The organism is Sphingomonas sp. ASY06-1R (genome assembly GCF_052180265.1).
Taxonomy (GTDB): domain Bacteria; phylum Pseudomonadota; class Alphaproteobacteria; order Sphingomonadales; family Sphingomonadaceae; genus Sphingomonas_I.
Map to the genome: position 1 here is coordinate 3,872,440 of NZ_CP197464.1, position 26,775 is coordinate 3,899,214.

A 26,775-nucleotide genomic window follows, 5' to 3' on the forward strand; every position below is an offset into this window, starting at 1 on the left:
GGCGCCTCGCCCGAACGCAACCGACAGCCGCGTGTCGCTACTGTCCGAATCCCGCTTCGCCGGCACGGATGATCGCTTCGCGGGCCGCCGCAAACAGCGCGCCGGCCTTGGCTTCGCATTCCTTCTGTTCGGATATCGGATCGCTGTCCGCGACGATGCCCGCCCCCGCTTGCACGTTCATGACACCGTCCTTCACCACCGCGGTGCGCAGGACGATGCAGCTGTCCATGCTGCCGTCGGGCGAGAAATAGCCGACGCCGCCGGCATAGGCTCCGCGCGTCTCCGGCTCCAGTTCCGCGATGATCTGGCAGGCCCGCACCTTGGGCGCACCCGATACGGTACCCGCCGGAAAACCGGCGAACAGCGCATCCAGCGCATCCTTGCCCGCGCCCAGCCGGCCGACCACGTTGGAGACGATGTGCATGACGTGGCTATATTTCTCGACGGTATAGCTGTCCGTCACCACGACCGTACCGGGCTCAGCGACGCGGCCGACATCGTTGCGGCCCAGATCGAGCAGCATCAGATGCTCGGCCCGCTCCTTCGGGTCCGCCAGCAATTCGTCGCGATTGGCAATGTCCTCGGCCGCGGTGGCGCCACGCCGGCGGGTGCCCGCAATCGGGCGGATCGTTACTTCGCCGTCGCGCATTCGCACCAGGATTTCCGGGGACGAGCCGATCAGCGCGAAGCCCGGCAGATCCAGATGATAGAGGAAGGGCGACGGATTGATCCGGCGCAGCGCCCGATACAGGTCGAATGGCGGCAACGGGAATGGCGTCGTGAAGCGCTGGGCCAGCACCACCTGAAAGATATCGCCTGCGGCGATATAGTCTTTCGCGGTGGCGACCATCTGGCCATACCGTCCCGGCTCCAGCTGCGGCGTCGCGGTCGGCAGCGGCAGGTCACCCGTCTCGCGCCGTCCGGCCGGCACCGGACCGGCAAGCTGTGCCGCCACATCCTCGATCCGTTCGACCGCGCGGGCTACGGCGGCCTGCGGATCCGGCGCGCCTGCCCATACCGGCGCGACCAGGAAAAGCGCGTCCGCCAGTCGGTCGAACACCAGGATCAGCGTGGGCCGGACGAACAACATGTCGGGCAGGCCCAACGGATTCGGCGCGGGCCGCGGCAGCGTTTCCACCAGGCCGACCGTTTCGTAGGCGAAATAGCCCACCAGGCAGGACAAAGCCGGCGGCAGACCATCGGACACATCGGCGCGGCATTCCGCGACGATGGTGCGCAAGGCCTTCAGCGGTCCTCCGTCGACCGGGGTGAAAGTCTCCCGATCCAGCATCCAGTTACGGTTGATTTCCGCAACCTGGCCGTTGGCGCGGAATACCAGGTCCGGCGCCAGGCCCAGCAGGCTGTACCGCCCGCGCGTCGCACCGTCCTCCACCGATTCCAGCAGGAAATCGCCGCGTCCCGGCTGGATCAGCTTGAGCGCGGCGGCGACCGGCGTCTCCGTGTCCGCCAGCTGCCGTCGCCACACCAATGCCGAGCGGCCATCGGCCAGGCTGGCGACGGCGCCAGCATCATGCTCTGCGCCCGCGGCCGACATTATTGGGCGCCGCCACCATTGTTGCCGCTACGCAGATCCTGCTCCAGCTTGCCCAGCGCCGCCGGATTGCGCTTCACCTTGACCTCGACCCGGGCCGCATTGGCGAATTGCTGCGCATATTCGTCGCCCAGGCCACGCTGCAGCTCGCTGCGGGTCGCGCCGATCACCATCGGCAGCATCTTGGCGTCGCCCGCCACGATCCGGTCCAGCTTGACGACGAACCAGCTCCCGTTGGGGCCCTGCACCAGTTCAGCCTTGCCGGGCGCCAGGCGGAACAATGTCCGGATGGGGGCGGGCACGTCGGCACCGGCACGCGACAATTCGATCTGGCTCAGCGAAAGCGGTTGCGGCGCCTTCATGCCCGCCGCCTGGAAGGCGGCAGCGGGGGCTTGCCCGCCATTGATCTTGCCGAGCAGGCTTTGTGCCTGCGTCTTGGCCCGCGCGATGGCGCGTTCGAAGACGAGCTCCTCCGCGACGCGGGGCTTGATCTGCGCCAGGGGAACGGGCGCGGCGGGCACGACGCTGGCAACGCCCACCAGCGCGAAATGGCCGTTCTGATCGATCGTTTCCACGGTCGGCGCATCGTCCGCGCTGCTGTCCGCCGTCGCCTTCAGCAAGGCGGCGATGGTCGGATCGGGCCGGAAGTTGGGATCGCTGGGCGCGGTACCGTTCGGCAGCAGCGGCGGCGTGGTCACGACCTGCAGCTTATGCTTGGCGACCACCTCGTTGAAATTGGCGCCGTCGCCCACCGCATCCTCGACCTGCTGCACCAGCTTGCTCAGCGCGTCGTCCGCTTTCTTCTTGGTCAGTGCGGCGGCAATCTCGGAACGCACCTGATCCAGCGATCGCGCCGGAACCGCCTTGATTGCCTCGACACGCGCGATCGACCAACCCAGCGGCGATTTGACCGGCGCGGTGGTGCCACCGGACGGAAGCGCGAACGCGGCGGCCGCAATCTCGGCTCCGTCGCTGGCGGCGAAGGCATCCTTGGTGACGGTGCCGGCATTGATGTCCGCCGCAGCGAGGCCCTGACCGGCAGCGGCCTGCGCAAAGCCGGTGCCCTTGGCCAGGGTCGCGGCAAAGGCGCGGGCGGCCGCTTCGTTGGGCAATACCACGCGCTGGATCGTGCGGGTTTCGCTCGCCGCATATTTCGCCGCGTCCGCCTTATATTGGGCGGCGATCTCGGCATCCGTCGGCGCGGGCGAGGCCACGCTTTCCGGGCCGATCAGGGCATAGCGCAGCGCATGCCGTTCCGGCAGCGAGTAACGGGCGATGTGCCCGCGATAATAATCCGCCACCTGCTGATCGGTCGGGGCGGCGATGCCGGCGGGGCTCGCCGCGACCAGGCCGATCACGCCTTCGCGCTTGTCGATCAGGCTTTGCGCATAGATGCGCAGCAGCCCGTCGGGCGCGCGGGCGCCGGCCATGATCGGGTTCAGCAATTGGCGGCGGATCAGTTCGTCGCGCACATCGTCGTGGAAGGTGTTGAAGTTCATCCGACGCTGGTTGAGCAGCGCGTTCATGGCATTTTCGTCAAACTTGCCGGTCGCTCCGCGGAAGGCGGGGAAGGTCGCGATCTCGCTGCCAATCAGCCGCTCGCTCGCCGCCAGCCCGTGGCGCTCGGCCCAGGCGGTCAGCACGCTCGCCCCGATCGATTGTTCGACCAGCGGGTTGAGGCCGCCGATCGAGGCCAGGAATTGCGGCATGGTCAGCGCCGGCTGCCGTTCGCGCGCCTGACGCAACGCCGTCTGCGCCCGTTCGGAGATGACATTCACGGAGATCGGCTTGCCGCCGACGGTCGCTACCGCATCCGCACTGGGGCCGCCGGTCAGGCTGCCGCCCGGTGTCCCTACCCCCGTCGCGACGAAGGCCAGCATGACCAGGGCGAGGAGCCCTACCGCCAGCCAGGAAGAAAGCGCACGACGAAAGAAGGCGAGCATGGATGTTCCGTGGCCATGAAGGGAGGCGGACCTAATAGAGGCGCGGCCGGAATGCTTCAAGCGCCGGTCTAGCCTGCACGTCCATCGCTTGCTACCGGCGGCCAATCAGGGAGGACGGATGCGCACGCTGATCGCCGGAAATTGGAAGATGAATGGCACTCGCGCCATGTTGGGCGAGCTCGACCGGATCGCCGCGATCGCGGCCGCCACGGAACAGGTCGACGTGGCGATTGCCCCTCCGTTCACGCTGATCGGAGAGGCCGCGGCACATGCCGGCGCCGTCATGATCGGCGGGCAGGATTGCCACAGCGCGGACAAGGGCGCCCATACGGGCGAGATCTCGGCGCCGATGTTGGTCGAGATGGGCGCCGGTTTCGTCATTTGCGGCCACAGCGAGCGCCGCGCGGAATTTGACGAAACCGACGCGGTTGTGCTCGCCAAGGCTCAGGCGGCGCAGAATGCCGGCCTGATCGCCATCATCTGCATCGGTGAGGACGAAGCCGAGCGCGACGAAGGGCGCGCCCTGATGGTGGTCGCATCCGAACTGGACGGCTCGGTACCGGCCACCGCGACCGCCGCCAATCTGGTCGTCTCCTATGAGCCGGCCTGGGCGATCGGCACCGGCCGGACCCCCACGGCGGACGAGATTGGCGAGATGCACGGCATCATCCGCGCCAAGCTGCTGCAGCTGCTTGGCGAGGAGGGGCGCGGCGTCCGCATCCTGTATGGGGGCTCGGTCAACGCCGGCAATGCCAGCACCATCCTGGCCTGTCCGGACGTGAACGGCGCCCTGATCGGCGGAGCCAGCCTGACCGCCGAACAGTTCGTGCCGATCATCGAGGCTGCCGCGAACGTCTCGCAATAGTCGTTTTCGCGTGACGCTTCGCGGCGTCGAGCGTTAGGGGCATCGCGACTCTCTAGCTTGTGCAGGAGCAAAATAATGGCCTTCGAACTTCCCCCCCTCCCGTTCGATAAGGCGGCGCTCGAGCCGCACATGTCCGCCGAGACCTTCGAATATCATCACGGCAAGCATCATCAGGCCTATGTCACCAAGGTGAATGGCTGGATCGACGAAAAGGGCCTGCAGGGCCTTTCGCTCATCGACGTGGTGAAGAAGTCGACCGAAACCAACGATCGCGGCCTGTTCAACAATTCGGGCCAGATCTGGAACCATAATTTCTTCTGGAAGTGCCTGGCACCGGCCGGCTCGACCCAGCCTTCGGAGAAGCTGAAGGGCCTGATCGACAGCGGCTTCGGCAGCCATGAAGCGCTGCTCAAGAAGCTCGCCGAAGAAGCCGTCAACCATTTCGCCAGCGGCTGGGCCTGGCTCGTGCTCGAGGGCGACGCCCTGAAGGTGACGTCCTTCCACGATGGCGATTCGCCGATCGCGCATGGCGTGACCCCGCTCTTCACGCTCGATGTGTGGGAGCATGCTTATTATATCGATTATCGCAACGCGCGGCCGAAGTTTGCCGAGACCGTGCTCGCGAACATCGTCAACTGGGACTTCATCTCCCAGAATCTGGACGGCCAGGGCGCCAGCCGCGCCGATCAGGAACAGTAAGTCCGGACCCCGGCGCACGCCGGGAAAGTCCGAAACAGAAACGGGCCGGTCTCCAGCAGGAGGCTGGCCCGTTTTCACATCGGGACGCGCGGCGGCGGGCTTATTCCTCGGGCGGCAGCACGACCTTATTGTCGTCCGCGGCCAGCCCATGCCGCATCAGCAAAGGCACGTTGCACGCCGCGAAGATCACGGTCGCGGGCATCGCCCCCCACAATTTGTAGCCGAGCCAGGTCGTGGTCGAAAAATTGCGCCACACGACCTCATTGGCGATGGCCATGGCCAGAAAGAAGAAAGCCCAGTTGCGCGTCAGCAGGCGCCATCCTTCCGGCGACAAGCCGGGATAGGCCTGGCCCAGCACCATCTGCAGTGTCGGTCGGCCGGTGATCACCCCCCACAAGAGCACCGACGATACCGTCACATAATAGATGGTCGGCTTGATCTTGATGATCCATTCCTTGTGCAGCCAGATGGTGAGGCCGCCCAGGACCAGCACCATCGCCGCGGAAAAGATCTGGATCGGGGTCACCTTGCCGAACCGCACCAGCGATATCACCATCGCCACCGCGGTCACCGCCATGAACAAGCCGGTGGCAATGTAGATATTCTGCCCGGTCAGCGTGAAGGCGGCGAAATAAACGACGATCGGCCCCAGATCGAGCGCCAGGCGCACGCCCATGCCGGGGTCGGGACGCGCCGCGTCGGAGACTTTGTTCATCGTGCCTTCTCCGGGGCGAGACGTTCGATACCCGCAATGGCGCGGGCGACTTCCTGGGGATCGAACGGCCGCAGGTCGTCGATGGTTTCGCCCAAGCCGATGGCGTGGATCGGCAGACCGTATTTTTCGGCCGCCGCGACGAGCACGCCGCCGCGGGCCGTACCGTCCAGCTTGGTCATGACCAGCCCGGTCACGCCGGCTTCCTTCTGAAAAACCTCGATCTGGCTCAGGCCATTCTGACCGGTGGTCGCGTCCAGCACGAGCACGACGTCATGCGGCGCGGCCGGATTGAGCCGGCCCAGCACCCGCCGGATCTTGGACAATTCGTCCATCAGCCCGGCCTTGTTCTGCAGCCGCCCCGCCGTATCGACGATCAGGACGTCGATCCCCTCGGCGGTGCCGCGTTTCACGCCTTCGAAAACCAGCCCGGCCGCGTCGCCGCCCTCATTGCCGGAAATGATCGGCACCCCGATCCGTTCGGCCCAGACCTTCAGCTGACCGATCGCCGCCGCCCGGAACGTGTCGCCCGCCACCAGCATCACTGAATAATCCTGCTCGGTCAGCAGATGCGCGAGCTTGGCGATCGTCGTCGTCTTGCCCGATCCGTTGACGCCGATCACCAGAATGACCTGCGGGCGCGGAAAGGCCTCTATCTCCAGCGGCTTGGCTACCGGCGCGAGGATGGCCGCAACCTCCTCGGCGACGATTTCGCGCAGGCGCATTTCGGTCAGGCCCAGGGGGAAGCGTTCCCCCGCCAGACGCTGGCGCACGCGTCCGGCGGTCGCCGGCCCCAGGTCGGACGCGATCAACGCCTCCTCGATCTGGTCGAGCGTGTCGTCATCCAGCGCCGCCTTGCCAAACAGGCCGGTCAGGTTTTCGCCAAGCTTGTCCGACGTACGGCGAAAGCCGCCCAGGATGCGATCATGCCATGGCGTGCTCATGCGGGAATACCGATGGCGGTATCGCCGTCGACCGCAACGATCCGCGCGGTGACAAGGCTGTTGGGGATTGCGGGCGGCAGGGCCACGCGCATGAAATTCTCCGCGTGACCGCTCACGCCGTCCAGTTCGACCAATATCTGCGTCACGCTTCCGATTTGCTCCTGTAGCCATGCGGCCTTGCGCGCCGCCGCGACCGTCCGCAGCTGCGCCGCGCGTGCTTTCACCGTGGGTCGTGCCACTTGCGGCATGCGCGCCGCCGGCGTTCCCGCCCGTGGCGAATAGGGAAAGATGTGCGCGAACGCGATGCTGCAATCGTCGATCAGCGCCAGCGTGTCGGCGAACATCGCCTCGTCCTCGGTCGGAAAGCCCGCGATCAGATCCGCGCCGATCGCGATCTCCGGCCGCCGGGCGCGGAGCTGGGCGACCAGATCCACCGCCTGCTGCCGGCTATGGCGCCGCTTCATCCGCTTGAGGATCAGATCATTGCCCGCCTGCAGCGAGAGATGGAGGTGCGGCATCAGCCGCGGCTCCTGCGCGATCAGCTCGAACAGCGGGGCATCGACCTCGCACGGATCGAGCGACGACAGGCGCAGCCGCGGCAGATCCGGCACGTAGCGCAAGATCCGCGTGACCAGCGCGCCGAGCGAGGGCCGGCCGGGAAGGTCCGCGCCATATGCGGTAAGATCGACGCCGGTCAGCACCACCTCGCGGGCACCCGCATCCACCGCGGCCTTGATCTCGTCGATCACGCCGCCCGCGGGCAGCGACCGGCTCGGCCCGCGCCCGAACGGAATGATGCAGAAGGTACAGCGATGATCGCAGCCATTCTGCACCGGCAGGAAAGTGCGCGCGTGCGTCGCCCCGGCGGAGGCCGGGGCCGCTGGAGGGTTACGCCAAGCCTCTTGCGGCCCCGGCCTCCGCCGGGACGACGGCAGGTAACCGGACAGCTCGAACTTCGCGGTGTTGGGCACCACGCCGGAGACCTCCTCCATCGCCGTGAAGCTCTCCGGCTCGATCTCGGCCGCGCATCCAGTCACGACGATGCGCGCGTCCGGCCGATCGCGTTTGGCGCGGCGGATCGCCTGCCGCGCGGTCTTCACCGCTTCTGCGGTCACCGCGCAACTATTGACCACCACCAGGTCGCGCTCGCCCGCCAGCAATGCCGCAATCTTTGCACTTTCGGCGATGTTGAGGCGGCAGCCATGGCTGATCAGGATAGGCCCGCTCACAGATCTTCCGCCTCGCCCGTGAAGACGTGGGCGGCCGGACCGGACATGCTGATATTCCCGCCCGGCGCCCAGTCGATCAGCAATTCGCCGCCGGGCAACGCGACCGTCACCGGGCTGTCGACCCGGCCGGCCCGGATTGCCGCCACCGCGGTCGCGCAGGCGCCGGTGCCGCAGGCGCGGGTCAGGCCCGCGCCCCGTTCCCACACGCGCAGGCGGATCCGATCGGCCGCTTCGACCGTCGCGACATTCACATTCACCCGATCGGGAAACAGCGGATCATGCTCGATCTGCGGCCCCAGCCGCTCCAGATCCACCGCATCGCAGTCGCCCACGAAAAAGATGACATGGGGATTGCCGACATTGACCGCCGCGGGATCGTTCAGCTCGTCCCAACCGACCGGCAGGTGCGCCGTGTCCATGGCGTAGGCGAGCGGTATCGCGTCCCAGCCAAAGTGCGGCTGCCCCATATCGACCGTCGCCAGGCCACCATCGGCGACCAGATGCAACGTGCCGCCCAGCGTCTCGAGCGTCGATCGCCGGCCGAGCAGCAGGGCAACCGCGCGCGAGGCGTTGCCGCAGGCCTCCACCTCGCCGCCATCCGAATTCCAGATGCGCATCCGCGCATCCGCCACGTCCGACGGCTCGATCAGGATGACCTGATCGCACCCGATCCCCTCGCGCCGGTCGGCAATGGCGCGCGCACGCGCGCCGTCCATCGACACGGGCATCGTCCGGGCATCGATCACGACGAAGTCGTTGCCAAGGCCGTGCATCTTATGAAAGCGAAGGGACATTGCCCGGCGCCGTAAAGCCTCGCGGGGGGCGGTGGAAGCGCTTTGCACCCTGCCGCGGCCCGCCAGTCCTTGAACGAACACTATTTTTCCGGTCGGGGCCGTTTATAAGGGCGCCCATGCACGACAAGATAGCGGGAGCGGTACTGAGCGAGGATGGCCCATGGGGCGGTGGCTCGGACGGCGGTGAAGGTAACAAGAAACCGCGCAGGACGCCGACTGGCGCCGGACCGTCGGCGCTCGACGCCCTGATCCAGCGCGGGCGGGATCGGCTCGGCGGCAATGGCGGCGGCATGGGGGGCGGACAGCGCTTTCAGGTCGGCGGCGCATGGCGCTGGGCGGTCATTGGCCTGCTGCTCCTGTGGATTGCGCTCACCAGCGTCCATACGATCGGACCGCAGCAGCGCGGCGTCATCACCCGATTCGGCAAATATGTCGGCATGTTGCAGCCCGGCCTGGGCCTGTCCTTCCCGGCGCCGATCGACATCGTCAGCAAGATCGACGTCGACAATATCCACGTGATCGACATCGACACGGGCGTCGACGGCGGCTCGGGGCAGAATCTGATGCTCACCGGCGACGAGAATATCATCGACCTCGCTTATTCGGTGCGCTGGAATATCCGCGATCCCGAACTGTACATGTTCGAGCTGCAGGATCCCGACGGCACGATCCGCGAGGTCGCCGAAAGCGCGATGCGCGAGGCGATCGCCCGCGTGACGCTGGATCAGGCGATCGGCGCGCAGCGCGGCCAGATCGAACAGCTGGTCGCCCAGAATGCCCAGGAAACGCTGGATTCCTATCATTCCGGCGTCGTCATCCAGGGCGTCGCGATCAAGCAGGCGGATCCGCCGAGCGAAGTGGTCGATGCCTTCAAGGAAGTGTCGGCCGCGCAGCAGAATGCGCAATCCTACCTGAACCAGGCACGCGCTTACGCAACGCAGGTGACCGCCAAGGCACAGGGCGAATCGACCGCCTTCGATGCCGTCTACGCACAATATAAGCTGGCGCCCGAGGTTACGCGCCGGCGCATGTATTACGAGACGATGGAGAAGGTTCTGGCGAAGACCGACAAGACGATTGTCGAGCCGCGCAACGTGGTGCCCTATCTCGCGCCCCCGGCGGCAGTCGCCGCCAAGCCGCAGGAGCCCGCCAAGTGAGCGTCGGCAACGTCATCACCCGCTATCCCGTCCTGTGGGCTGGCGCCGCGCTGGTCGTGCTCGCGATCGGCATGAGCTCGCTGACGATCGTGCCGGAAACCAGCCAGGCGCTGGTACTGCGCTTCGGCGAACCGCTCCGCATCATCAACGCCTATAATCCGCGCGAGGACTTTGGCCGTACCGGCGCCGGACTGGCCTTCCGCATGCCGTTCGTCGAGAATCTGGTGTGGGTGGACAAGCGCGTTCTGAATTTCGACATGCCGCGCCAGGCGGTCCTGTCGACCGATCAGGTCCGCGTCGAGGTCGATGCCTTTGCGCGCTATCGCATCGTCAACCCGGTCCGCATGTATGTCGCGGCGGGCAGCGAACGACGCGTCAGCGATGCGCTCAAGCCGATCCTGGGTTCGGCGCTGCGTAACGAATTGGGCAAACGCTCCTTCCGCACGCTGCTCAGCCCGGAACGCGATACCGTGATGGACAATATCCGGATCTCGCTGGCGCGGGTCGCCGCCCAATATGGCGCCGAGATCGTCGACGTCCGCATCAAGCGCGCCGATCTTCCGGACGGCACGCCGCTGGAAAGCGCCTTCAACCGGATGCGGACCGCCCGCCAGCAGCAGGCGCTGTCGATCCAGGCGGAAGGCCGGCGCCAGGCATCGATCATCATGGGCGATGCCGACGCCGCCGCCGCCAAGACCTATTCGGCCAGCTTCGGCAAGGATCCCGCTTTCTACGATTTCTACCGGGCGATGCAGTCCTATCGCTACACGTTCGGGACGGACGACACGCAGCCGCGCGGCGCCGCCACGATCCTGTTGTCGCCGGACAATGATTATCTGCGGGAATTTGCGGGTCAGAAACGTTGATAAGGGTCAACAGGTCGAATCCCCCGGTTCGACCTGTTGCAAAAATATCTCATTCAATTTGCATTCAGCCGTGGATCGGCACAATTCGTCATCCGTTCCCGGATAACGGCCCCAGGTTCTTCGGCTCGCCGTAAAGTCTCAGGAGAGTTCACCAGTGCGTTATGCCTATGCAGTAACTGCCGCGATGCTTCTTGGCGGCGCCGCCGCGACTGTGGTGACCCAATCGCCACTGGGCGCACAGGTGGCGCAGAATGCGCCGTCGCAAATGGCTGCGGTCGCACCCCGCGGTGCACCGATGAGCTTCGCCGATCTGGCTGCCAAGCTGCAGCCGGCGGTGGTCAATATCTCGACCACGCAGAAGGTGCAGGTCAATCGTCAGCAACAGAACCCCTTTGCCGGTTCGCCGTTCGAGGATTTCTTCCGCCGCTTCGGTGGACAGGGCGGCGGTGGCAGCGACGATAATGGAACGCCGCAGACGCGCGAAGCGATGTCGCTCGGCTCCGGCTTCATCATCTCGGCCGACGGCTATATCGTCACCAACAACCACGTCATCTCCGGCGTGCCGACCGATCAGGGCAAGGTGACCGTCTCGTCGATCACCGTGACGCTGCCCGACCGGAAGGAATATAAGGCGACCGTCGTTGGCAAGGATGCCGCGTCGGATCTCGCCGTGCTCAAGATTCAGGCGACCAACCTGCCATTCGTCGAATTCGGCGATTCGACCAAGACGCGCGTCGGTGACTGGGTCGTGGCGATTGGCAACCCGTTCGCCCTTGGCGGTACGGTCACGGCCGGTATCGTGTCCGCGATCCATCGCTCGATCGGCTCCGGCCCCTATGATCGCTACATCCAGACGGATGCCGCCATCAACCAGGGCAATTCGGGCGGCCCGATGTTCGATCTCAACGGCAATGTCGTCGGTATCAACACCGCCATCTATTCGCCGTCGGGCGGCAATGTCGGCATCGGCTTCGCTATCCCGGCCGAGCAGGCCAAGCCGGTCGTATTGCAGCTGATGAAGGGCGAACGCATCCATCGCGGCTATCTGGGCGTCGGCATCCAGGAGCTGACCGACGACGTCGCCGCCGGCCTCAACCTACCCAAGAATCGCGGCGCGATCATCTCCCGCGTCGAGCCTGGCCAGCCGGCCGCGCGCGCCGGCGTTCAGCAGGGCGACGTGATCGTCAAGGTGAACGGTCAGGATGTCACCCCCGACAATACCCTGTCCTATATCGTTGCCGGCCAAGCGGTCGGTTCGCGGGTGCGCCTCGATCTGATCCGCAACGGCAAGCCGATGACGCTCACGGCCGTGCTGGCGGAACGTCCGCCGGAAGACCAACTGGCGGCGACGGATGGCGAGAATGGCGATGCGTCGCCGGACGGCACCCCCAATGCACCCGCCAGCGTGCGCAATTCGCTCGGCCTGTCCTTGCAGACGCTGACGCCGCAAATCGCGCAGCAGCTGGGCCTCGCCAGCGGCCTACGCGGTGTGGTCGTCACGTCGGTCGACGCGTCGAGCGATGCGGGCGCCAAGGGCCTGCAGAAGGGCGACGTCATTCTGGCGATCGCGCAGCGCCCGGTCGCGACAACGGCGGAGGCCGCAGCCGCCGTCGATGCCGCCAAGCGCGCCAACTTCAAGACCGTGCTGCTGCTGGTACAGCGCGGCAACGGGCCGGCGCGCTATATCGGCATCGACCTGATGGGCAAGTAAGTCTGCGGTGTCGCCCCGGGTCCGCCCGGGGCGACGCTCAGGCCTTGCAGGCGTGCATGGTCTTCGGCGCCGGCCGCGCGCCCGCCGCCTGATACAGAGCGAGATAGCCGCCCGCGCCCGCCTGCGGCATCTTGCGCCGCGATACCAGACGGTAGCCCACCGTCTTGAATTCGCAGTCCAGCAGCGCCGGCGGTGTGCCATGCGCCTGGGTGGGCCGATCGGCATCCACCACCACCACCATGCCATCGGGGTTCAGCGCGGGGCGCATCCGCCACAGAAACTCATAAGGCTCGCCGATTTCATGGTACATATGCACCATGAAAATACGGTCGAAACTGTGCTGCGGCAGGCCCGGATCGACCGGTCTGCCAAGCTTGACCGAGACATTGTCGAGCTGATCGCGATAGACGCGCTCCGCCAGCCGGTCGTGATAGGAGCGCACGATATCCTCGGCCAGCACGCGGCCCTTGGGGCCAACCCGCGCCGCCAGCCGGATCGTATAATAGCCCTCGCCCGCGCCGATATCGGCGACGGTCATGCCGCGCTTGACGCCCGCCGCGGTCATGACCGCTTCCGCCTCTTTCAGCCGATCGCGATCGGGCTCGGTCGACCATTCGCCGGACACGGTGGTCGCGACCGGCCGCTCCGCCTTGGGAAAACCGGTTTCCGTGCGCGGTTCGTCCGGCGTGCTCTGGCCGCATCCGGCCAACAGCAGCACCAGAGCGATCGCGCCGCGCTTCACTCCACATCCTCCACTTCCACGGTCTCGCCGGTCACCCGCTGCGACAGGGCCGCCGCCATGAACTTGTCGAGATCGCCGTCGAGCACATCGCTGGGCGCGGTGGACGTGACGCCGGTGCGCAGATCCTTCACCAGCTGATAGGGCTGGAGGACGTAGGACCGGATCTGGTGGCCCCAGCCGATATCGGTCTTGCTGGCGTTGGTCGCGCTGGCTTCCTCCTCGCGCTTCCGCAATTCTTCCTCATACAGCCGCGCCTTCAGCTGCTTCATCGCCTCGGCCTTGTTCTTGTGCTGCGAGCGCTGATTCTGGCACTGAACGACGATGTTGGTCGGGATATGCGTGATCCGCACCGCCGAATCGGTCGTGTTGATATGCTGTCCGCCCGCACCCGAGGCGCGATATGTGTCGATCCGGAGGTCGCTGTCGTTCACGACGATGTCGATATCGTCGTCGACTTCGGGATAGACCCAGACGCTGGCGAAGCTGGTGTGCCGGCGTGCCGCGCTGTCATAGGGGCTGATGCGCACCAGGCGATGGACGCCGCTTTCGGTCTTGGCATAGCCATAGGCATTCTCGCCCTTCAGCAGCAACGTCGCCGATTTGATACCCGCCTGCTCGCCCGCATGGAAGTCGATCAGCTCGACCTTCATGCCGTGGCGCTCGGCCCAGCGCGTGTACATGCGCTGGAGCATGCCGGCCCAATCCTGGCTTTCGGTGCCGCCCGCGCCGGCATTCACCTCGACATAGCTGTTATTGGCGTCGGCCTCGCCCGCGAGCAGCGCCATCACCTTGTCATGATCGGCACGCTCGGCAAGCTCGGCGAGCGCGCGCACGCCGTCATCAACCAGCGCCTCGTCGCCTTCGGCTTCCGCCATCTCCATCAGCTCGACCGTGTCGGTGCGCTCCTGATCGATCGCATTGACGGCGGCAATCGCGCCCTCCAGCCGGCGGCGTTCCTGCATGACGGCCTGCGCCGCCTTGGGATCGTCCCACAATTTGGGGTCTTCGACACGATTGTTGAGCTCGTCGAGCCGCCGCACGGCGCGGTCCCAGTCAAGGAACCGGCGTACCAATGTCAGCGCGGCATCGATCTGAGCAATATGGGCTTGCGCTTCAGCGCGCATGGATAGGTCCTTTGGAATTCCAGACCCGGGCGACAGCCGGGTATAGTCGACGGATGGAGCTGGATCCGACTTGCGCCGGAAATCCGATATAATGCTCCTGGCTAATAAATCCCCCCCTGCTGCTGCAAGAAGTCGCTGTCATTGTTCACGCGCGGGCGGCGTGCCGCCTTGGGCGGCGGCGGGCTGCTATCGCGCCGGCCGATCGCGCGGCGGGGCTCGCTCTCCGGCTTGAACGCTTCCCAGATGATCGCGGATTTGGGATCGGCATCGTTGGGCCACCCGCCGAACACCTTTCGGCCGGATCGGCGATCGATCCGGACCATGCGAATGCCGGGCGGCGCCTTGAACGGCACGACCGGCATGTCCTTCATCGCCACCTGGGCGAATTGCCGGAAGATCGGCGCGGCCAGCGTGCCGCCCTGGGCATAACCGCCCATGGGCCGCGGCCGATCGAACCCGATATAGACGCCCGCCACCAGATCCTGCGATCCGCCGACGAACCAGACGTTGGTCGGGCCGGTATTGGTGCCGGTCTTGCCGAACAGCGGCCGATTGAGATCGCGCAGCACGGTGGCGGTGCCGCGCTGCACCACGCCTTCCAGGATGTGGACCATCTGATAGGCGGTCATGGCATCCATGATCTGCGCCGATCGCGGCCGCGGCCGCGGCATCGGGCCGCCATTCCAGTCCTTGGCGTTGCAGCCCTCGCACGGCCGCGTGTCCGCCCGCCAGATCACCTTGCCCCTGCGATCCTGAACATAGTCGATCAGCGTCGGCTGGAGCGCGCGGCCCTGATTGGCCAGCATCGCATAGGCATTGACCATGCGCAGCACGGTCGTCTCGCCCGCGCCGAGCGAATAAGCGACGTAGGGCGGATAATCGCCGACGCCCATCTTCTTCGCGAGCGCCACCACCTTGTCCATGCCGGCGGCGGTGGCGGCGCGAACCGTCATCAGGTTGCGCGATTGTTCGACGCCCCAGCGCATCGTTTGCGGGCCGGCATAGCCGCCGCTGAAGTTACGGAAACATTTGGTCCCCAAGGTCGCGCTCTGCAGGACGCAGAACGGCCCGTCGACGATGATCGACGCCGGGGTCATGCCGCTATCCAGCGCGGCCGAATAGACGAATGGCTTGAACGACGATCCCGGCTGCCGCTTGGCCTGGGTCGCGCGGTTGAAGCTGTTGCGGGAATCGAAGCCGCCCTGCATCGCTACGACCTGGCCGGTATGCACATTTTCAGCGACCATGCCGCCCGAGATGAGCGGGATGGAGCGCAGCGCCCAGCCATTCCCGGCCGGCGCCACGATCACGATATCGCCGCGCCGCAGGAAATCGAACGCGCGTCCGCCGACACCGCGCTTCGGTGCGGACGCCCCCCACGGAAAGAGCTGCGCGGTCTTGCCGTCGGCAAAGCCGAGTTCGGCGCTGCTGGCCGAGCGGCTGAGGATCACGGCCGCGCGCCAATTGGAATAGCCGACTTCGACGGGCGCGTTGGCAAGGCGGGCCTGCCAGCCGGGGCCGGCATCGATCTGCCCGGAACGTCCCCGCCAACCGCCCCCGGAATCATACCGGACGAGGCCGTCCCGCAACGCCTGTTCGACCGCTTTCTGGGAATTGGGATCCAGCGACGTGCGGACCCACAGGCCGCCTGCATAAACGCTGTTGGGGCTGTCGCCGATCTCCTCGCCATATCGGTCCTTCAGCTCGCGCCGGACTTCCTCCATGAAATAGCCTTCGAACGGCTTCTCGGCTTCCCGTCGCGCATCCGACCGCTCGATCGTCCCCAAGGGCGCTGCGGTCGCCTGCTGCGCCTGCAGCGGCGTGATATAGCCATTGGCCTGCATCTCGCGCAGCACATAAGCGCGCCGTTCCAGCGCGCGATCCGCATGCCGATCCGGATCATAATTGGCCGGCGCCTTCGGCAAGGTCGCAAGGTAGGCCATTTCCGGCAGCGTCAGGTCGGCGACGCTCTTGCCGAAATAGGCGCGTGACGCCGCCTCGACACCATAGGCATTTCGCCCGAGGAAAATCTGGTTGAGGTAGAGTTCCAGGATCTGCTGCTTGGACATCGCATTTTCGATGCGGATCGCCAGCGCGGCTTCCTTCACCTTGCGCGTCGGCGAATATTCATTGCCCAGCAGCAGATTCTTGGCGACCTGCTGGGTGATGGTCGAGCCGCCACGCGCGCGCTCGCCGGTGCCACTCTTCCGCGCATAATCGAAGATCGCGTAGAGGAAGGAGGTGGGATCGATCCCGTGATGGGTGAAAAAGTCCTTGTCCTCCGCCGAGATGAAGGCGTGGACCAGCTGCGGCGGATATTCGTCATAGGCCAGCTCGACCCGGCGTTCCCGCGCAAAACTGTAGACCGGCGTCCCGTCCAGCGCGCGGACATTGGTCGGCAACGGCGGCTCATAGCTCAGCAATTTGTCGGTCGAGGGCAGCCCGCGCAGGAAGACCAGCCAGAAAACGGCATAGGCCACCACCAGCAGCACAAGCAGAATCAGCGGCCAGCGCACGCGGCGGCGGGCAAGCAGATGGCGAATCGAACCGTCGGGCAGTCGGGGGAGCGCGAATTTCACCGACGTGCGTCTAAAGGCTGATCGGGCGCGGCGAAAGCCAATCTGTCATGATGCGGCCGGGCGGGCATGGCCAAGGTCGAGACGGCCGATTCCCGCTCACGTCCGGCCGGGCTTGCGGAAGCGCAGGACGAACTGGTCGGTATGCCCGCGGATCGCCGGGTCGAAGACCTTGGCGCTGTGGGGATCGGCCGGATTCGCCAACAGCTTGCTGTCCCCATCGAACTTGAACCCGGCCGCTTCGACTTCCTTGCGCACGGCGGCCGGATCGATCCGGTGGAGCGTGTTGGTATCGGCCACGCCCGTCCCGGCCGCGGCCGCATGATCCAGCACGATATAGACCCCGCCGGGGCGCAGCGCGCGATAGAGGGCCTTGTTGAAGGCAACCATGTCGAGACCGGCGATATTGTGCAGATCATGATAGTTTTGCGACGTCCACACGACGTCGGCAACATTGGCCGGGCCCGGCGCCAGCGCGGGATCGTGCAGCGCCTGGACATTGGCATGCGCCGGGTCGGCCGCCAGGGCCTGGACCGCATCGAGCGACTTGGGGCGTCCGGCATACATTTCGTCCGGGACATAGCCAATCACCTTGCCGGTCGGCCCAACGGCGGTGGAGAAAAGGCGCGTAAAATAGCCGCCGCCCGGCAAGACATCGATCACCACCATGCCCGGCTTCACCCCGGCAAAGGCCAGCATGTCCGCCGGTTTGCGCGCGGCATCGCGCTCGCGATCCGCAGCCGGTCGGGTTGGATCTGCGACCGCTGCCGCAATCGTCTGGGTCGGGGCGGCGGAGAGTGCGGGAACACCCGCAAGCAGCAAGGCGACGGTCAGGTGCGCGACGCGGATCATGGCAATTCCTCTCTGTCCCTGGTCTTTCCGACCAGTTGTCGCGCAAAATGAGCCTCCACCGCGCGGCGGACACCCAAGGCGATCTTGCGACGATACTCTTCCGACGTCAGCAAGGCGAGATCGTCATTGTTCGAAATATAGCCGGTTTCCAGCAGGACCGACGGCACGTCCGGCGCCTTCAGCACCATCAGTCCTGCATATTTGTGGAAGGTCGGTTTCAGCCCGATCAAGGGCGACAATTCGCGCTGCAGGACGGAAGCGAAGGCGGACGAGGTGTTGAGCGTCTCGCGCTGGGCGAGATCGATCAGGATCGAGGAGACGTCGTTCGTCTCGCGCGACAGATCGATTCCGTTGATCACATCCGCCTTGTTCTCGCGCGCCGCCAGCGCCGCCGCCACCCGGTCCGATGATGTTTCGGACAGCGTGTAGATGGTGGCGCCGCGCGCGGCGGAATTGGGCGCGCTGTCGCAATGGACCGAGATGAACAGATCGGCGCGTAGCGCACGCGCGATTTCGCGCCGCTCCTGCAGCACCAGGAAGCGATCATCCGACCGTGTCATCGCCACCCGCACCTTGCCGCCGGCGAGCAATTCGTCGCGGATCGCGCGGGCGATCTTGAGCGCAACGTCCTTTTCGCGCGCGTCGCCGCTTTGCGATAGCGATCCGGGATCGTGGCCGCCATGGCCGGCATCGATCACCACCAACGGTGCATCGGCGCGGCGCGGCCCCTGCACGGGGGGCAGCGAGATGCGCGATGGGCGCGGCGGGATCGCCGCGCTCGCGCTGTTGGGCGGCCGCGCGCCGCTCGCCGGAACGGCGAGCAGGAGCAAGGGCAGCAGGGCGATCGGCATGCGCACGCCTCCGTCCCTAGCAAGGTAGGCGCGCACTGTGAATCCCACCGCCGTTCGGGTGGTTCCGCGCAACTTCCGATCAGCGTGACACCGTCGGCGGCGGCAATATTGCGCGGGCACGGTGGGTTGCCGGGGTGGGGGGTAGATGCTAGGCAGCTTAACGTCCGGCTCGGCGCGTTGAGTATCGCTCCGCCGGTCCACCCCCGGCGCGAGGATCGCGGCCGGTGATCCAGGTTGAAGCTGCATGTGCCATTTTTCCCTTGCCCACCGTCGAGCCGAACCGGCCGACGACGCGCGGGCAATGGGCCTCACCGGCGCGAAATGCGCTCCGGATGGCATTGCGGCAGAGGCAATTTTCTACAGCATCGTCGGGATGGGGGACGCGCGTCTTCGCGCCAGCCTTGCACCCTACCTTTATCGCGCCCGCCGCCGCGTGACGGCCAGGCTGGGCGCCCGGAGACCATTTAATGTCCATGCGTATGTTGATCGACGCGCGCCACCGGGAAGAAACCCGTGTGGCGGTCGTCAAAGGTAACCGCATCGAGGAGTTCGATTTCGAGTCCGAAGAGCATAAGCAGCTCAAGGGAAATATCTATCTTGCCAAGGTAACCCGGGTCGAGCCGTCGCTGCAGGCGGCGTTCATCGATTATGGCGGCAACCGCCACGGCTTCCTCGCTTTCTCGGAAATCCACCCCGATTATTACCAGATCCCGAAGGAGGACCGAGAGGCCCTGCTGCGGGAAGAGGCGGAGCATGCGGCTGAGGAAGAGGCGCTGCGCGCCCGCGAGGACGAAGAAGACGAGATCGAAGGCAATGAGCGCTTCGATGACGATGGCGGCCCCGAATATCTCGACGCGGCCGAAGATCATGCCGATCATGATCATGCCGATCATGATCATGACGGCGATGACGAGGACGGCGATCGCCCCGCGGCACCGCAGGCGACCGCGACCGGCGACGATGGCAATGCCGTCGAATCGCTCCGCCAGAAGCGGATGAACCTGCGCCGCCGCTACAAGATTCAGGACGTGATCCGCCGACGTCAGGTGCTGCTGGTCCAGGTCGTGAAGGAAGAGCGCGGCAATAAGGGTGCGGCGCTGACCACCTATCTCAGCCTCGCCGGCCGCTATTGCGTGCTGATGCCCAACACCAGCCATGGCGGCGGCATTTCGCGCAAGATCTCCAACGCGTCGGACCGCAAGCGTCTGAAGTCGATCCTGGCCGAGCTGAACCTGCCCCGCACGATGGGCTGCATCGTCCGCACCGCCGGCCTGCAGCGCACCAAGCCGGAGATTCGCCGCGACTTCGATTATCTCGCCCGCTTGTGGGACGAGATTCGCGAAAAGACACTGCATTCCTCTGCGCCCGCCGAAATCTATCGCGACAGCGATCTGATCAAGCGCGCCATCCGCGATATCTACAATAAGGATATCGACGAGGTGATCGTCGAGGGCGCGGACGGCTATCATGCCGCGCGGACCTTCATGAAATTGCTCATGCCGAGCCACGCCAAGAAGATCCTGCCTTATTCGGACGCGATTCCTTTGTTCCAGCGCTTCGGTGTCGAGGATCAACTGGCCGCGATGTATCAGCCGGTCGTCCAGCTGAAATCGGGCGGCTATATCGTCATCAACCCGACCGAAGCCTTGGTGTCGATCGACATCAACTCGGGCCGCTCGACGCGCGAGCATAATATCGAGCAGACCGCGACCGCGACCAATCTGGAAGCCGCGCAGGAAATTGCGCGCCAGCTGCGCCTGCGCGACATGGCCGGTCTGGTCGTGATCGACTTCATCGACATGGAGAACAGCTCCAACAACCGTAAGGTTGAAAAGGCGATGAAGGAGGCGCTGAAGAACGATCGCGCCCGCATCCAGGTCGGCCGCATTTCCGGCTTCGGCCTGTTTGAGATGAGCCGCCAGCGACTGCGGACCGGCGTGCTCGAAGCCTCGACCCGCACCTGCCCGCATTGCGACGGCACCGGGTTTATCCGCACGCCCTCCTCGTCCGGCCTGCAGGCGCTGCGCCTGCTGGAGGAAGAGGCCGCGCGCGGCCGCGGATCGCGCCTGACGCTGCGCGCCAGCCAGGAAGCGACCTTGTACGTGCTTAACCGCAAGCGCGCCGAATTGGCTGACGTCGAAGACCGCTATGGCGTGCTGATCGAAATCCTGAGCGACGGCCAGCCGGACGGCTCGCGCATGACCGTGGAAGCCAGCGGCCCGCCGCCCAGCCACGCCCCGCGCTTGCCCCAGCAGATCGCTCCCGAGCCCGACGAAGACTTCGCCGAGGATATCGAGGACGAGGTCGAAGAGGCGGACGCCGTCGAACAGAATGGCCGCGAGCGCGAGCCGCGCGACGATAGCGAAGGCGGCCGTCGCCGTCGCCGCCGTCGTCGGCGTGGCGGACGCCGCGACGAAGGTGGCGAAGGTGGCGAAGCCGCCGGCAGCGAGCCCCTGGGCGAGGCTTCGGAAGAGGCGGGTCTGGAAGAAGACGGCGAAGAGCCCCGGGCAACCAGCGACAATGGCGAAGGCGAAGGCGGAGAAGAGCGCCGCCGTGGTCGTCGTGGCCGTCGCGGCGGTCGCCGCCGGAATCGCGGTGAGGCACAAGGCGGCAGCGACGCCGTCGAGGTCGAAGCCGACGATACCGCGCCTGGCGAAGCGCCCGAAGCTTCGCCCGAGCCTTTGGCGGTCGAGGAAAGCGTTGCGGAGCCGGTTGAGGCCGCGCCGCCGGCCGAACCGGCAAAGCCTGCCGCGCGCCGTCGCCCGCGTGCCCGTAAGCAGGCCGAAGCGCCTGTCGCGGCCGACGTCGCACCGGCCGAGGTCGCGGTAGCGGAAACGCCCGCCGCCGCACCGGAGCCGAGCGCGGACGCCGTCGCCGAGGAAGCACCGGCAAAGCCGCGGCGCGGTCGCCGGCCGAAGGCGGCTCCGGCGGTCGAGGCTGCCGAGGTCGTTGCGGTCGCTCCCCCCGCCGAGGAACCGATCGCGGCAACGCCCGAGGTCGAACCCGCGCCAGCGCCGGCGCCCCGCCGACGCCGCTCCAGCAAGGCGGCGGCAGCCGAAGTCGCCCCCACCGTCGTAGCCGAAGAGCCGGCCGCCGCAGCGGCGGCGGAACCGACCCCGGAACCCGCCGCCACTGCGGCACCAGAGCCGGAGACGGAAGCCGGTGGCGAGCCCCGCCGGGGCTGGTGGCAGCGGACGTTCGGCGCCTGAAACATCATCCCGCCCCGCCGCATTGGCGGGGCGGGACCATGATGTTTCAGCGCCGGTTCAGCGGCCCACGCGTGAGAAGGAGGCGATGTCGCCAAAGCGTCTGACCTGGATCGTCTGCGCGGCCGTCCTTGCGGTCGCGCTGCCGGCTGAGCAGGTCTGCGCGCAGGGCAACGGTCCCTCGATCCTGCGCGACGCGGAAACCGAGCAATTTCTGTCGGATATCAGCGCGCCCATGGCGGTCTCGGCCGGCCTGTCGCCGGGCGCGCTGAAGCTCTACATCATCAACGATTCCGAGATTAACGCCTTCGTCGCGACCGGACAGGCGATCTACATCAACTCCGGCACGATCCAGCATTCGGACAATGCGAATGAGCTGGAAGGCGTGATCGCGCACGAGCTTGGCCATATCGAGGGCGGCGATGCCGTGCGCAGCGGCGATGCGATGGCCTCGGCCGGCCGCATCACGTTACTGTCCCTTCTGGCGGGCATTGCGGCGACGGTGGTTGCGGGCCCTGCCGGCATGCTGGCCATGGCCGCCGGGCAAAGCGCCGCGCAGGGCAAATATCTTGCCTATAGCCGGCAGCAGGAAGGCAGCGCCGACGCCTCGGCCGTACGCCACCTCAACGACGCCCATTATTCCGGCAAGGGCATGATCAGCTTCTTCGGCAAGCTGCGCCAGGAGGAATATCGACTCACCCCCAGCTACACCTCGATCGATCCGTTCGCGGTCGATCACCCGATGACGGCCGAGCGCCAGGCCGCCCTGATGGGCGACCTGGAAAAATCGCCCTGGTGGAATGCCCCGGTCGATCCGGTGAAACAGGCCCGCTATGCCCGGATCAAGGCGAAGCTGGTCGGCTATCTCGACGAACCGCCCGTCGTCATGAACAAATTCCCCGAGCGCGACCAGAGCATCCCCGCCCATTATGCGCGCGCTTATGCCTGGCATCGGAGCGGCTATCCCGATGCCGCCAATCGCGAAGTCGCCGCCTTGCTCGCCGCGGCGCCGCACGATCCCTATTTCCTGGAACTGAAAGGCCAGATCCTGCTGGAAAGCGGCAAGCCGGCCGACGCCATTCCGCCGTTGCGCGAAGCGGTCCAGCAATCGCGCTCGACCCCGCTGATCGCGGCTTTGCTCGGCAACGCCCTGGTCGCCTCCGAAAATCCCGATAATCTGAAGGAAGCGGCCCAGGTGCTGGGGGTCGCCGTCCAGCGCGACAATGAAAATCCGCAGGCCTGGTACGATCTGGGCCTGGTCTATACCCGCATGGGGGATGAGGCCCGTGCCTCCCTCGCCAGCGCGGAGCGTTTCAGCCTTCAGGGCCAGCCCCAGATGGCGGCCGCCAATGCGGAAATCGCCTTGCGCGGTATCCCCGCGGGAACCCCCGATTATATTCGCGCGCAGGATCTTGCGCTGACCGCACGCGATGAAGCCGACCGGGAGCGCCGCAGGAAAAGATGAGCAAGACAATCCGCCTGCCTCTGGCGTTGGCAGCGATCGCCGCCACCGCCGTCATCGGCGTGGGTGCCGGCCTCGGCGTCAGCCGCCTGCTGCCCGATTCCGGTGCGCCCTCGGATCGGGTCGCCGTCCGCAATTACGTGGTCGCCCATCCGGAGATCATCAACGAGGCGATCGATCGGCTGCGGATCGGGGAGGATCGCGCGACGATCGAACGTCCTTTCCAGAGTGCCTGGGCAGGAAATCCCAAGGGCGACGTCACGCTCGTCATGTTCTCCGACTATAATTGCCCCTTCTGCCGCGCGAGTGCGGGCGAGATCGATGCGCTGCTCGCCAGCGATCCCAAGCTGAAGGTGGTGTGGCGCGAACTGCCCGTGCTCGGCCCCGATAGCGATGCGGCGGCGTTGGCGGCGCTGGCCGCCGCGAAGCAGGGCAAATATCGCGCCTTCCACCAGGCGCTGTTCACCGGCAACCATCCGGACAAGGCCGCGATCACCGCTGCGGCCGGCAAAGCCGGGCTCGATGCAGGCCGCTTCACGGCCGATCAGCGCGCGGCCGATGTGGAGGCGGAGCTCGCCTCCAATCTGAGCCTGGCGCGCCGCATGCAGATCGGCGCGACGCCCTTCTTCGTCATCGGCGAACGCACCTTCCAGGGCGCGATCGGAAGCGATGCCATGACCGCCGCCATCGCCGAGGCGCGCAAACCTACCGGCTGAGCGCGCGTCGTTGCATTTTTGCACGGTTTGGCACCGTCACAAAAGCGCAATGGCCCCGTCACGGAAAATCTACAAAGCCGCCGCTACCGACCCCCGCATTGCAATGCAGCAACTCGGGGGAATACATGGTCCGTTCGCATATTTCGTTGATCGCCTTGGTGGCAGCCAGCCTTTCGGCGGGCGCCGCGCAGGCCGCAGCGACGGACGCTACCCCCGCCGCGAGCACACCCGCTGACGCCGCCGCCCCCGCCGATGCTGCGGCCGATGACACCGATGGGGGGACGATCATCGTCACCGGTGCGAAAACGACGCGCTCCGCGACCGCCATTTCCCAGGCCGAAATCCAGAAGATTCTGCCCGGTGTTTCGCCGCTGAAGGCGATCCAGACGCTGCCGGGCGTCCTGTACATCACGGCCGATCCGTGGGGCTATAACGAGCAGAATGCGCAGATCTTCATCCATGGCTTCGCTGCGAACCAGCTCGGCTACACGATGGACGGGCTGCCGCTCGGCGACCAGAGCTACGGCAATTATAACGGCCTCTCGCCCCAGCGCGCGGCCATCTCCGAAAACGTCGCCCGCGTGGTCGTCGCGGCGGGCGCGGGCGATCTTGCCACCGCATCGAACAGCAACCTTGGCGGTACGGTCGAGACCTTCTCGTCCGATCCGTTGGCGCAGATGGGCCTGCAGGCGGCGCAGACCGTCGGCAGCTACAGCACATCGCGCAGCTTCGTGCGCGTCGACAGCGGCACTTTTGGCCCGAACGGCGCCAACTCGCTCTATCTGTCCGGCGCGCGCCAGCGCGCCCGCGCCTGGGATTTCAACGGGAAGCAGGGCGGCTGGCAGGCCAATGCCAAGTTCGTCCACGACGACAGCGCCGGCAAGCTGACCCTCTATTTCGACTATAATGATTTCACCCAGCCGAACGAGGACGCAACGGTCTTCTTCCGTCCGTCGGCAGGCGGCACGGCCACCCCGGTCCAGCTGTACACGCCGTATACCAAGCCGTTCTTCTACCCCGATTTCGCGGGCTACCGGACGAGCTATCTCAGCCCGCTCGGCAATTCGCCGGCGTCCCAGGGCAGTAATTACCGCAATTATTATTCCGATGCGCAGCGCACCGACTATCTCGGCTACGCCCGCTATGACGCAAAGCTCTCCAGCAACGTTACCTGGTCGACGACCGGCTATTACCACCACAATGACGGTGCCGGCGTGGTCGCCGGTCCGCTCGGTCAGTCGATCACGACCGCGCAAGCCTATCTCGATCCCAATTACGGCACCCTGCCCAGCAATTGTCGCTTCGGCGCCAATGGCAACGGCGTCCGTCCGTCCGCGTGCACCGGGCTGACCGATGCGCAGGCGGCCGCGTCCGGCGCCGCTCTGGTGGCGGCCACCGGCGGCTCGGGCCTGATCACCCGCACCACCGAATATCGCATTTCGCGCTACGGCGTGATCTCGGCGATGAAGCTGGATCTGGGTGCGCATCAGGTCGAATTCGGTGGCTGGTACGAACATAACAGCACGACCCAATGGCGCCGCTGGTATGCCGTGGACGTGAACAATCCGGGCAACAGCACGCCGTACATCCGTCCGCTCGACGTGGCGAAGCCGCTCTTCACGCAATATCAGGGCGATGCGACGATCAAGCAGCTGCAGCTGCACATCCAGGACAGCTGGCGCGTCACCCCGAAGCTGCTCATCCAGGGCGGCTTCAAGACCAGCGCGCAATGGGCCGACGGCCGTTTCCCCGTCCAGCCCAAGGCGGGCTCGCTCTCCGGCCTTTCCGGTGGGCTGCCCCAGGGCACGATCAACACGAAGCGCTGGTTCCTGCCGGCGATCGGCGCGACCTATGACGTGACCGGGCAGGAGCAGCTCTACTTCAACATCCAGAAGAATCTGCGTCAGTATCAGGCCTATCTGGCGGGCGGTGGCGGCCCCTGGTTCACGGGCAGCCAGGCCGCGTTCGATGCCTTCAAGAACGAAGGAAAGCCGGAAACCAGCTGGACCTATGAAGGCGGGCTGCGCTCCAACCGCAGCTTCGGCAACGGCGTCAATCTGCAGGCGCAGATCAATTATTATCACGTCGTCTTCAACAACCGCCTGCTCGCCATCTCGACCAATCCCGGTGGCATCGCCGGCGGCGGCATCACGGGCGGCACATCGATCCTCGTCAATGTCGGCGACGTGCATACCGACGGTGTCGATGCGGCGTTCACGTTGCGCCTCGGTCGCGCCGTCTCGCTCTACAATGCGACGTCGTACAATTTGTCCAAATATCAGAGCGACTATACGGCGGCCGCCATCGGAATCGGTGCCGCCACCGGCACATGCATTGGCGGCCAGCTGGTCACCGGCGGCGTCGTGCCGACCTGCGGCAAGCAGCTGCCGGGCACGCCGAAGTGGATGAACAAAACCGTCGCGACCTTCAACGCGGGGCCGTTCGAGGCGCAGGTGATCGGCGATTATGTCGGGCGTCGTTACGCGACCTTCAGCAACGATGCGTCGGTATCGTCCTACTTCCTCACCTCGCTGCGCATTGCCGCGCAGATCCCGGCCGATTGGCTCCACCTGCGCAAGGCCGAGCTCGCGCTCAACGTGACCAACCTGACCGACAAGAAAGGCATATCGACGCTCTCGGTCGGGTCGGCCACCAACAATTATTCGGCCTACCCGATCGCGCCGCGTCAGTGGTTTCTGACGCTCTCGATCGGGCTCTGATATGCACTCGGTCAGCCGCAGGGAGGCGGTCGTTATTCTCGCTGGGGCGGCCTG

At 66.0% G+C, this 26,775-nt stretch carries 19 protein-coding genes and 1 pseudogene; 9 read left to right on the plus strand and 11 right to left on the minus strand.

Annotated elements, in window-relative coordinates:
• Positions 1–37 precede the first annotated feature (37 nt).
• Together trpE and ACSBM8_RS18295 are read right to left on the minus strand one after the other, a co-directional pair.
• A complete protein-coding gene (gene trpE, locus ACSBM8_RS18290) occupies positions 38–1,555 on the minus strand; it encodes an anthranilate synthase component I (protein WP_442679416.1) in 1,518 nt (505 codons plus the stop codon).
• Positions 1,555–3,495 (minus strand): SurA N-terminal domain-containing protein, encoded by a 1,941-nt coding sequence (locus ACSBM8_RS18295; RefSeq protein WP_442679417.1) that lies wholly within the window; start codon positions 3,493–3,495, stop codon positions 1,555–1,557. The genes trpE and ACSBM8_RS18295 overlap by 1 nt, the downstream gene beginning before the upstream one ends.
• A gap of 118 nt (positions 3,496–3,613) precedes the next feature.
• Here ACSBM8_RS18295 and tpiA point away from each other — a divergent pair, with 118 nt between their 5' ends.
• Both tpiA and ACSBM8_RS18305 read left to right on the plus strand, forming a co-directional pair.
• Complete coding sequence (gene tpiA / locus ACSBM8_RS18300; protein ID WP_442679418.1) at positions 3,614–4,360, plus strand: triose-phosphate isomerase; 747 nt, start codon at positions 3,614–3,616, stop codon at positions 4,358–4,360.
• A 75-nt stretch (positions 4,361–4,435) separates the two neighbouring features.
• Positions 4,436–5,059, plus strand: a complete 624-nt coding sequence (locus ACSBM8_RS18305) for a superoxide dismutase (protein ID WP_442679419.1) — start codon at positions 4,436–4,438, stop codon at positions 5,057–5,059.
• Between the two features lie 100 nt (positions 5,060–5,159).
• Here ACSBM8_RS18305 and ACSBM8_RS18310 read toward each other — a convergent pair whose 3' ends face one another.
• From ACSBM8_RS18310 to dapF, 4 genes are read right to left on the minus strand one after another with little or no spacing between them, the layout of a single operon-like run.
• Positions 5,160–5,774 carry an inner membrane-spanning protein YciB gene (locus tag ACSBM8_RS18310; RefSeq protein WP_442679420.1) on the minus strand — a complete coding sequence of 205 codons (615 nt, stop codon included), beginning with the start codon at positions 5,772–5,774 and terminating at the stop codon, positions 5,160–5,162.
• The gene (ftsY, locus tag ACSBM8_RS18315; protein ID WP_442679421.1) at positions 5,771–6,715 is read right to left on the minus strand and encodes a signal recognition particle-docking protein FtsY; all 945 of its coding nucleotides are present in this window, start codon (positions 6,713–6,715) and stop codon (positions 5,771–5,773) included. The genes ACSBM8_RS18310 and ftsY overlap by 4 nt, the downstream gene beginning before the upstream one ends.
• A complete protein-coding gene (mtaB, locus tag ACSBM8_RS18320) occupies positions 6,712–7,944 on the minus strand; it encodes a tRNA (N(6)-L-threonylcarbamoyladenosine(37)-C(2))-methylthiotransferase MtaB (protein WP_442679422.1) in 1,233 nt (410 codons plus the stop codon). The genes ftsY and mtaB overlap by 4 nt, the downstream gene beginning before the upstream one ends.
• On the minus strand, positions 7,941–8,738 hold the full coding sequence (gene dapF, locus ACSBM8_RS18325; protein ID WP_442679423.1) for a diaminopimelate epimerase: 798 nt from the start codon (positions 8,736–8,738) through the stop codon (positions 7,941–7,943). The genes mtaB and dapF overlap by 4 nt, the downstream gene beginning before the upstream one ends.
• Before the next feature lie 116 nt (positions 8,739–8,854).
• On the opposite strand from dapF, the gene hflK reads away from it, so the two are divergent.
• The 3 genes from hflK to ACSBM8_RS18340 all read left to right on the plus strand — a co-directional run bounded on the left by hflK (position 8,855) and on the right by ACSBM8_RS18340 (position 12,472).
• Entirely contained in the window at positions 8,855–9,895 is a 1,041-nt protein-coding gene (hflK, locus tag ACSBM8_RS18330; protein ID WP_442679424.1) for an FtsH protease activity modulator HflK, read from the plus strand.
• Positions 9,892–10,761 carry a protease modulator HflC gene (gene hflC, locus ACSBM8_RS18335; RefSeq protein WP_442679425.1) on the plus strand — a complete coding sequence of 290 codons (870 nt, stop codon included), beginning with the start codon at positions 9,892–9,894 and terminating at the stop codon, positions 10,759–10,761. Before hflK ends, hflC begins: the two co-directional genes overlap by 4 nt.
• Before the next feature lie 154 nt (positions 10,762–10,915).
• Positions 10,916–12,472, plus strand: a complete 1,557-nt coding sequence (locus tag ACSBM8_RS18340) for a Do family serine endopeptidase (protein WP_442679426.1) — start codon at positions 10,916–10,918, stop codon at positions 12,470–12,472.
• Between the two features lie 37 nt (positions 12,473–12,509).
• Here the strand turns inward: ACSBM8_RS18340 and ACSBM8_RS18345 are convergent, their stop codons facing one another.
• From ACSBM8_RS18345 to ACSBM8_RS18365, 5 genes and pseudogenes are all read right to left on the minus strand, one after another.
• On the minus strand, positions 12,510–13,214 hold the full coding sequence (locus ACSBM8_RS18345) for a class I SAM-dependent methyltransferase (protein WP_442679427.1): 705 nt from the start codon (positions 13,212–13,214) through the stop codon (positions 12,510–12,512).
• A complete protein-coding gene (prfB, locus tag ACSBM8_RS18350) occupies positions 13,211–14,338 on the minus strand; it encodes a peptide chain release factor 2 (protein WP_442679428.1) in 1,128 nt (375 codons plus the stop codon). Before prfB ends, ACSBM8_RS18345 begins: the two co-directional genes overlap by 4 nt.
• Before the next feature lie 101 nt (positions 14,339–14,439).
• Positions 14,440–16,917, minus strand: coding sequence for a penicillin-binding protein 1A (locus tag ACSBM8_RS18355; RefSeq protein WP_442679429.1), 2,478 nt, complete (start codon positions 16,915–16,917; stop codon positions 14,440–14,442).
• Positions 16,918–17,013: 96 nt separating this feature from the next.
• Positions 17,014–17,766: a class I SAM-dependent methyltransferase gene (locus ACSBM8_RS18360; protein ID WP_442679430.1), complete on the minus strand. Its 753-nt coding sequence runs from the start codon at positions 17,764–17,766 to the stop codon at positions 17,014–17,016.
• Positions 17,763–18,554: pseudogene (locus ACSBM8_RS18365) on the minus strand (N-acetylmuramoyl-L-alanine amidase family protein); the annotation flags it as partial. The pseudogene ACSBM8_RS18365 and the gene ACSBM8_RS18360, both read right to left, overlap by 4 nt.
• Positions 18,555–19,084: 530 nt before the next feature.
• Here ACSBM8_RS18365 and ACSBM8_RS18370 point away from each other — a divergent pair.
• From ACSBM8_RS18370 to ACSBM8_RS18385, 4 genes are all read left to right on the plus strand, one after another.
• Positions 19,085–21,826 (plus strand): Rne/Rng family ribonuclease, encoded by a 2,742-nt coding sequence (locus ACSBM8_RS18370; RefSeq protein ID WP_442679431.1) that lies wholly within the window; start codon positions 19,085–19,087, stop codon positions 21,824–21,826.
• Positions 21,827–21,911: 85 nt separating this feature from the next.
• Positions 21,912–23,288: a M48 family metalloprotease gene (locus tag ACSBM8_RS18375; RefSeq protein WP_442679432.1), complete on the plus strand. Its 1,377-nt coding sequence runs from the start codon at positions 21,912–21,914 to the stop codon at positions 23,286–23,288.
• Positions 23,285–24,001, plus strand: a complete 717-nt coding sequence (locus tag ACSBM8_RS18380; protein ID WP_442679433.1) for a DsbA family protein — start codon at positions 23,285–23,287, stop codon at positions 23,999–24,001. Before ACSBM8_RS18375 ends, ACSBM8_RS18380 begins: the two co-directional genes overlap by 4 nt.
• 125 nt (positions 24,002–24,126) lie before the next feature.
• Positions 24,127–26,721 carry a TonB-dependent receptor gene (locus ACSBM8_RS18385; protein WP_442679434.1) on the plus strand — a complete coding sequence of 865 codons (2,595 nt, stop codon included), beginning with the start codon at positions 24,127–24,129 and terminating at the stop codon, positions 26,719–26,721.
• The last annotated feature ends 54 nt before the right edge of the window (positions 26,722–26,775 follow it).

Coding starts and splice junctions, on each gene's coding strand:
- trpE (WP_442679416.1), bottom strand. CDS start 1,555: ATGTCGGCCGCGGGCGCAGAGCATGATGCTGGCGCCGTCGCCAGCCTG.
- ACSBM8_RS18295 (WP_442679417.1), bottom strand. CDS start 3,495: ATGCTCGCCTTCTTTCGTCGTGCGCTTTCTTCCTGGCTGGCGGTAGGG.
- tpiA (WP_442679418.1), top strand. CDS start 3,614: ATGCGCACGCTGATCGCCGGAAATTGGAAGATGAATGGCACTCGCGCC.
- ACSBM8_RS18305 (WP_442679419.1), top strand. CDS start 4,436: ATGGCCTTCGAACTTCCCCCCCTCCCGTTCGATAAGGCGGCGCTCGAG.
- ACSBM8_RS18310 (WP_442679420.1), bottom strand. CDS start 5,774: ATGAACAAAGTCTCCGACGCGGCGCGTCCCGACCCCGGCATGGGCGTG.
- ftsY (WP_442679421.1), bottom strand. CDS start 6,715: ATGAGCACGCCATGGCATGATCGCATCCTGGGCGGCTTTCGCCGTACG.
- dapF (WP_442679423.1), bottom strand. CDS start 8,738: ATGTCCCTTCGCTTTCATAAGATGCACGGCCTTGGCAACGACTTCGTC.
- hflK (WP_442679424.1), top strand. CDS start 8,855: ATGCACGACAAGATAGCGGGAGCGGTACTGAGCGAGGATGGCCCATGG.
- prfB (WP_442679428.1), bottom strand. CDS start 14,338: ATGCGCGCTGAAGCGCAAGCCCATATTGCTCAGATCGATGCCGCGCTG.
- ACSBM8_RS18360 (WP_442679430.1), bottom strand. CDS start 17,766: ATGATCCGCGTCGCGCACCTGACCGTCGCCTTGCTGCTTGCGGGTGTT.
- ACSBM8_RS18370 (WP_442679431.1), top strand. CDS start 19,085: ATGTCCATGCGTATGTTGATCGACGCGCGCCACCGGGAAGAAACCCGT.
- ACSBM8_RS18375 (WP_442679432.1), top strand. CDS start 21,912: ATGTCGCCAAAGCGTCTGACCTGGATCGTCTGCGCGGCCGTCCTTGCG.
- ACSBM8_RS18380 (WP_442679433.1), top strand. CDS start 23,285: ATGAGCAAGACAATCCGCCTGCCTCTGGCGTTGGCAGCGATCGCCGCC.
- ACSBM8_RS18385 (WP_442679434.1), top strand. CDS start 24,127: ATGGTCCGTTCGCATATTTCGTTGATCGCCTTGGTGGCAGCCAGCCTT.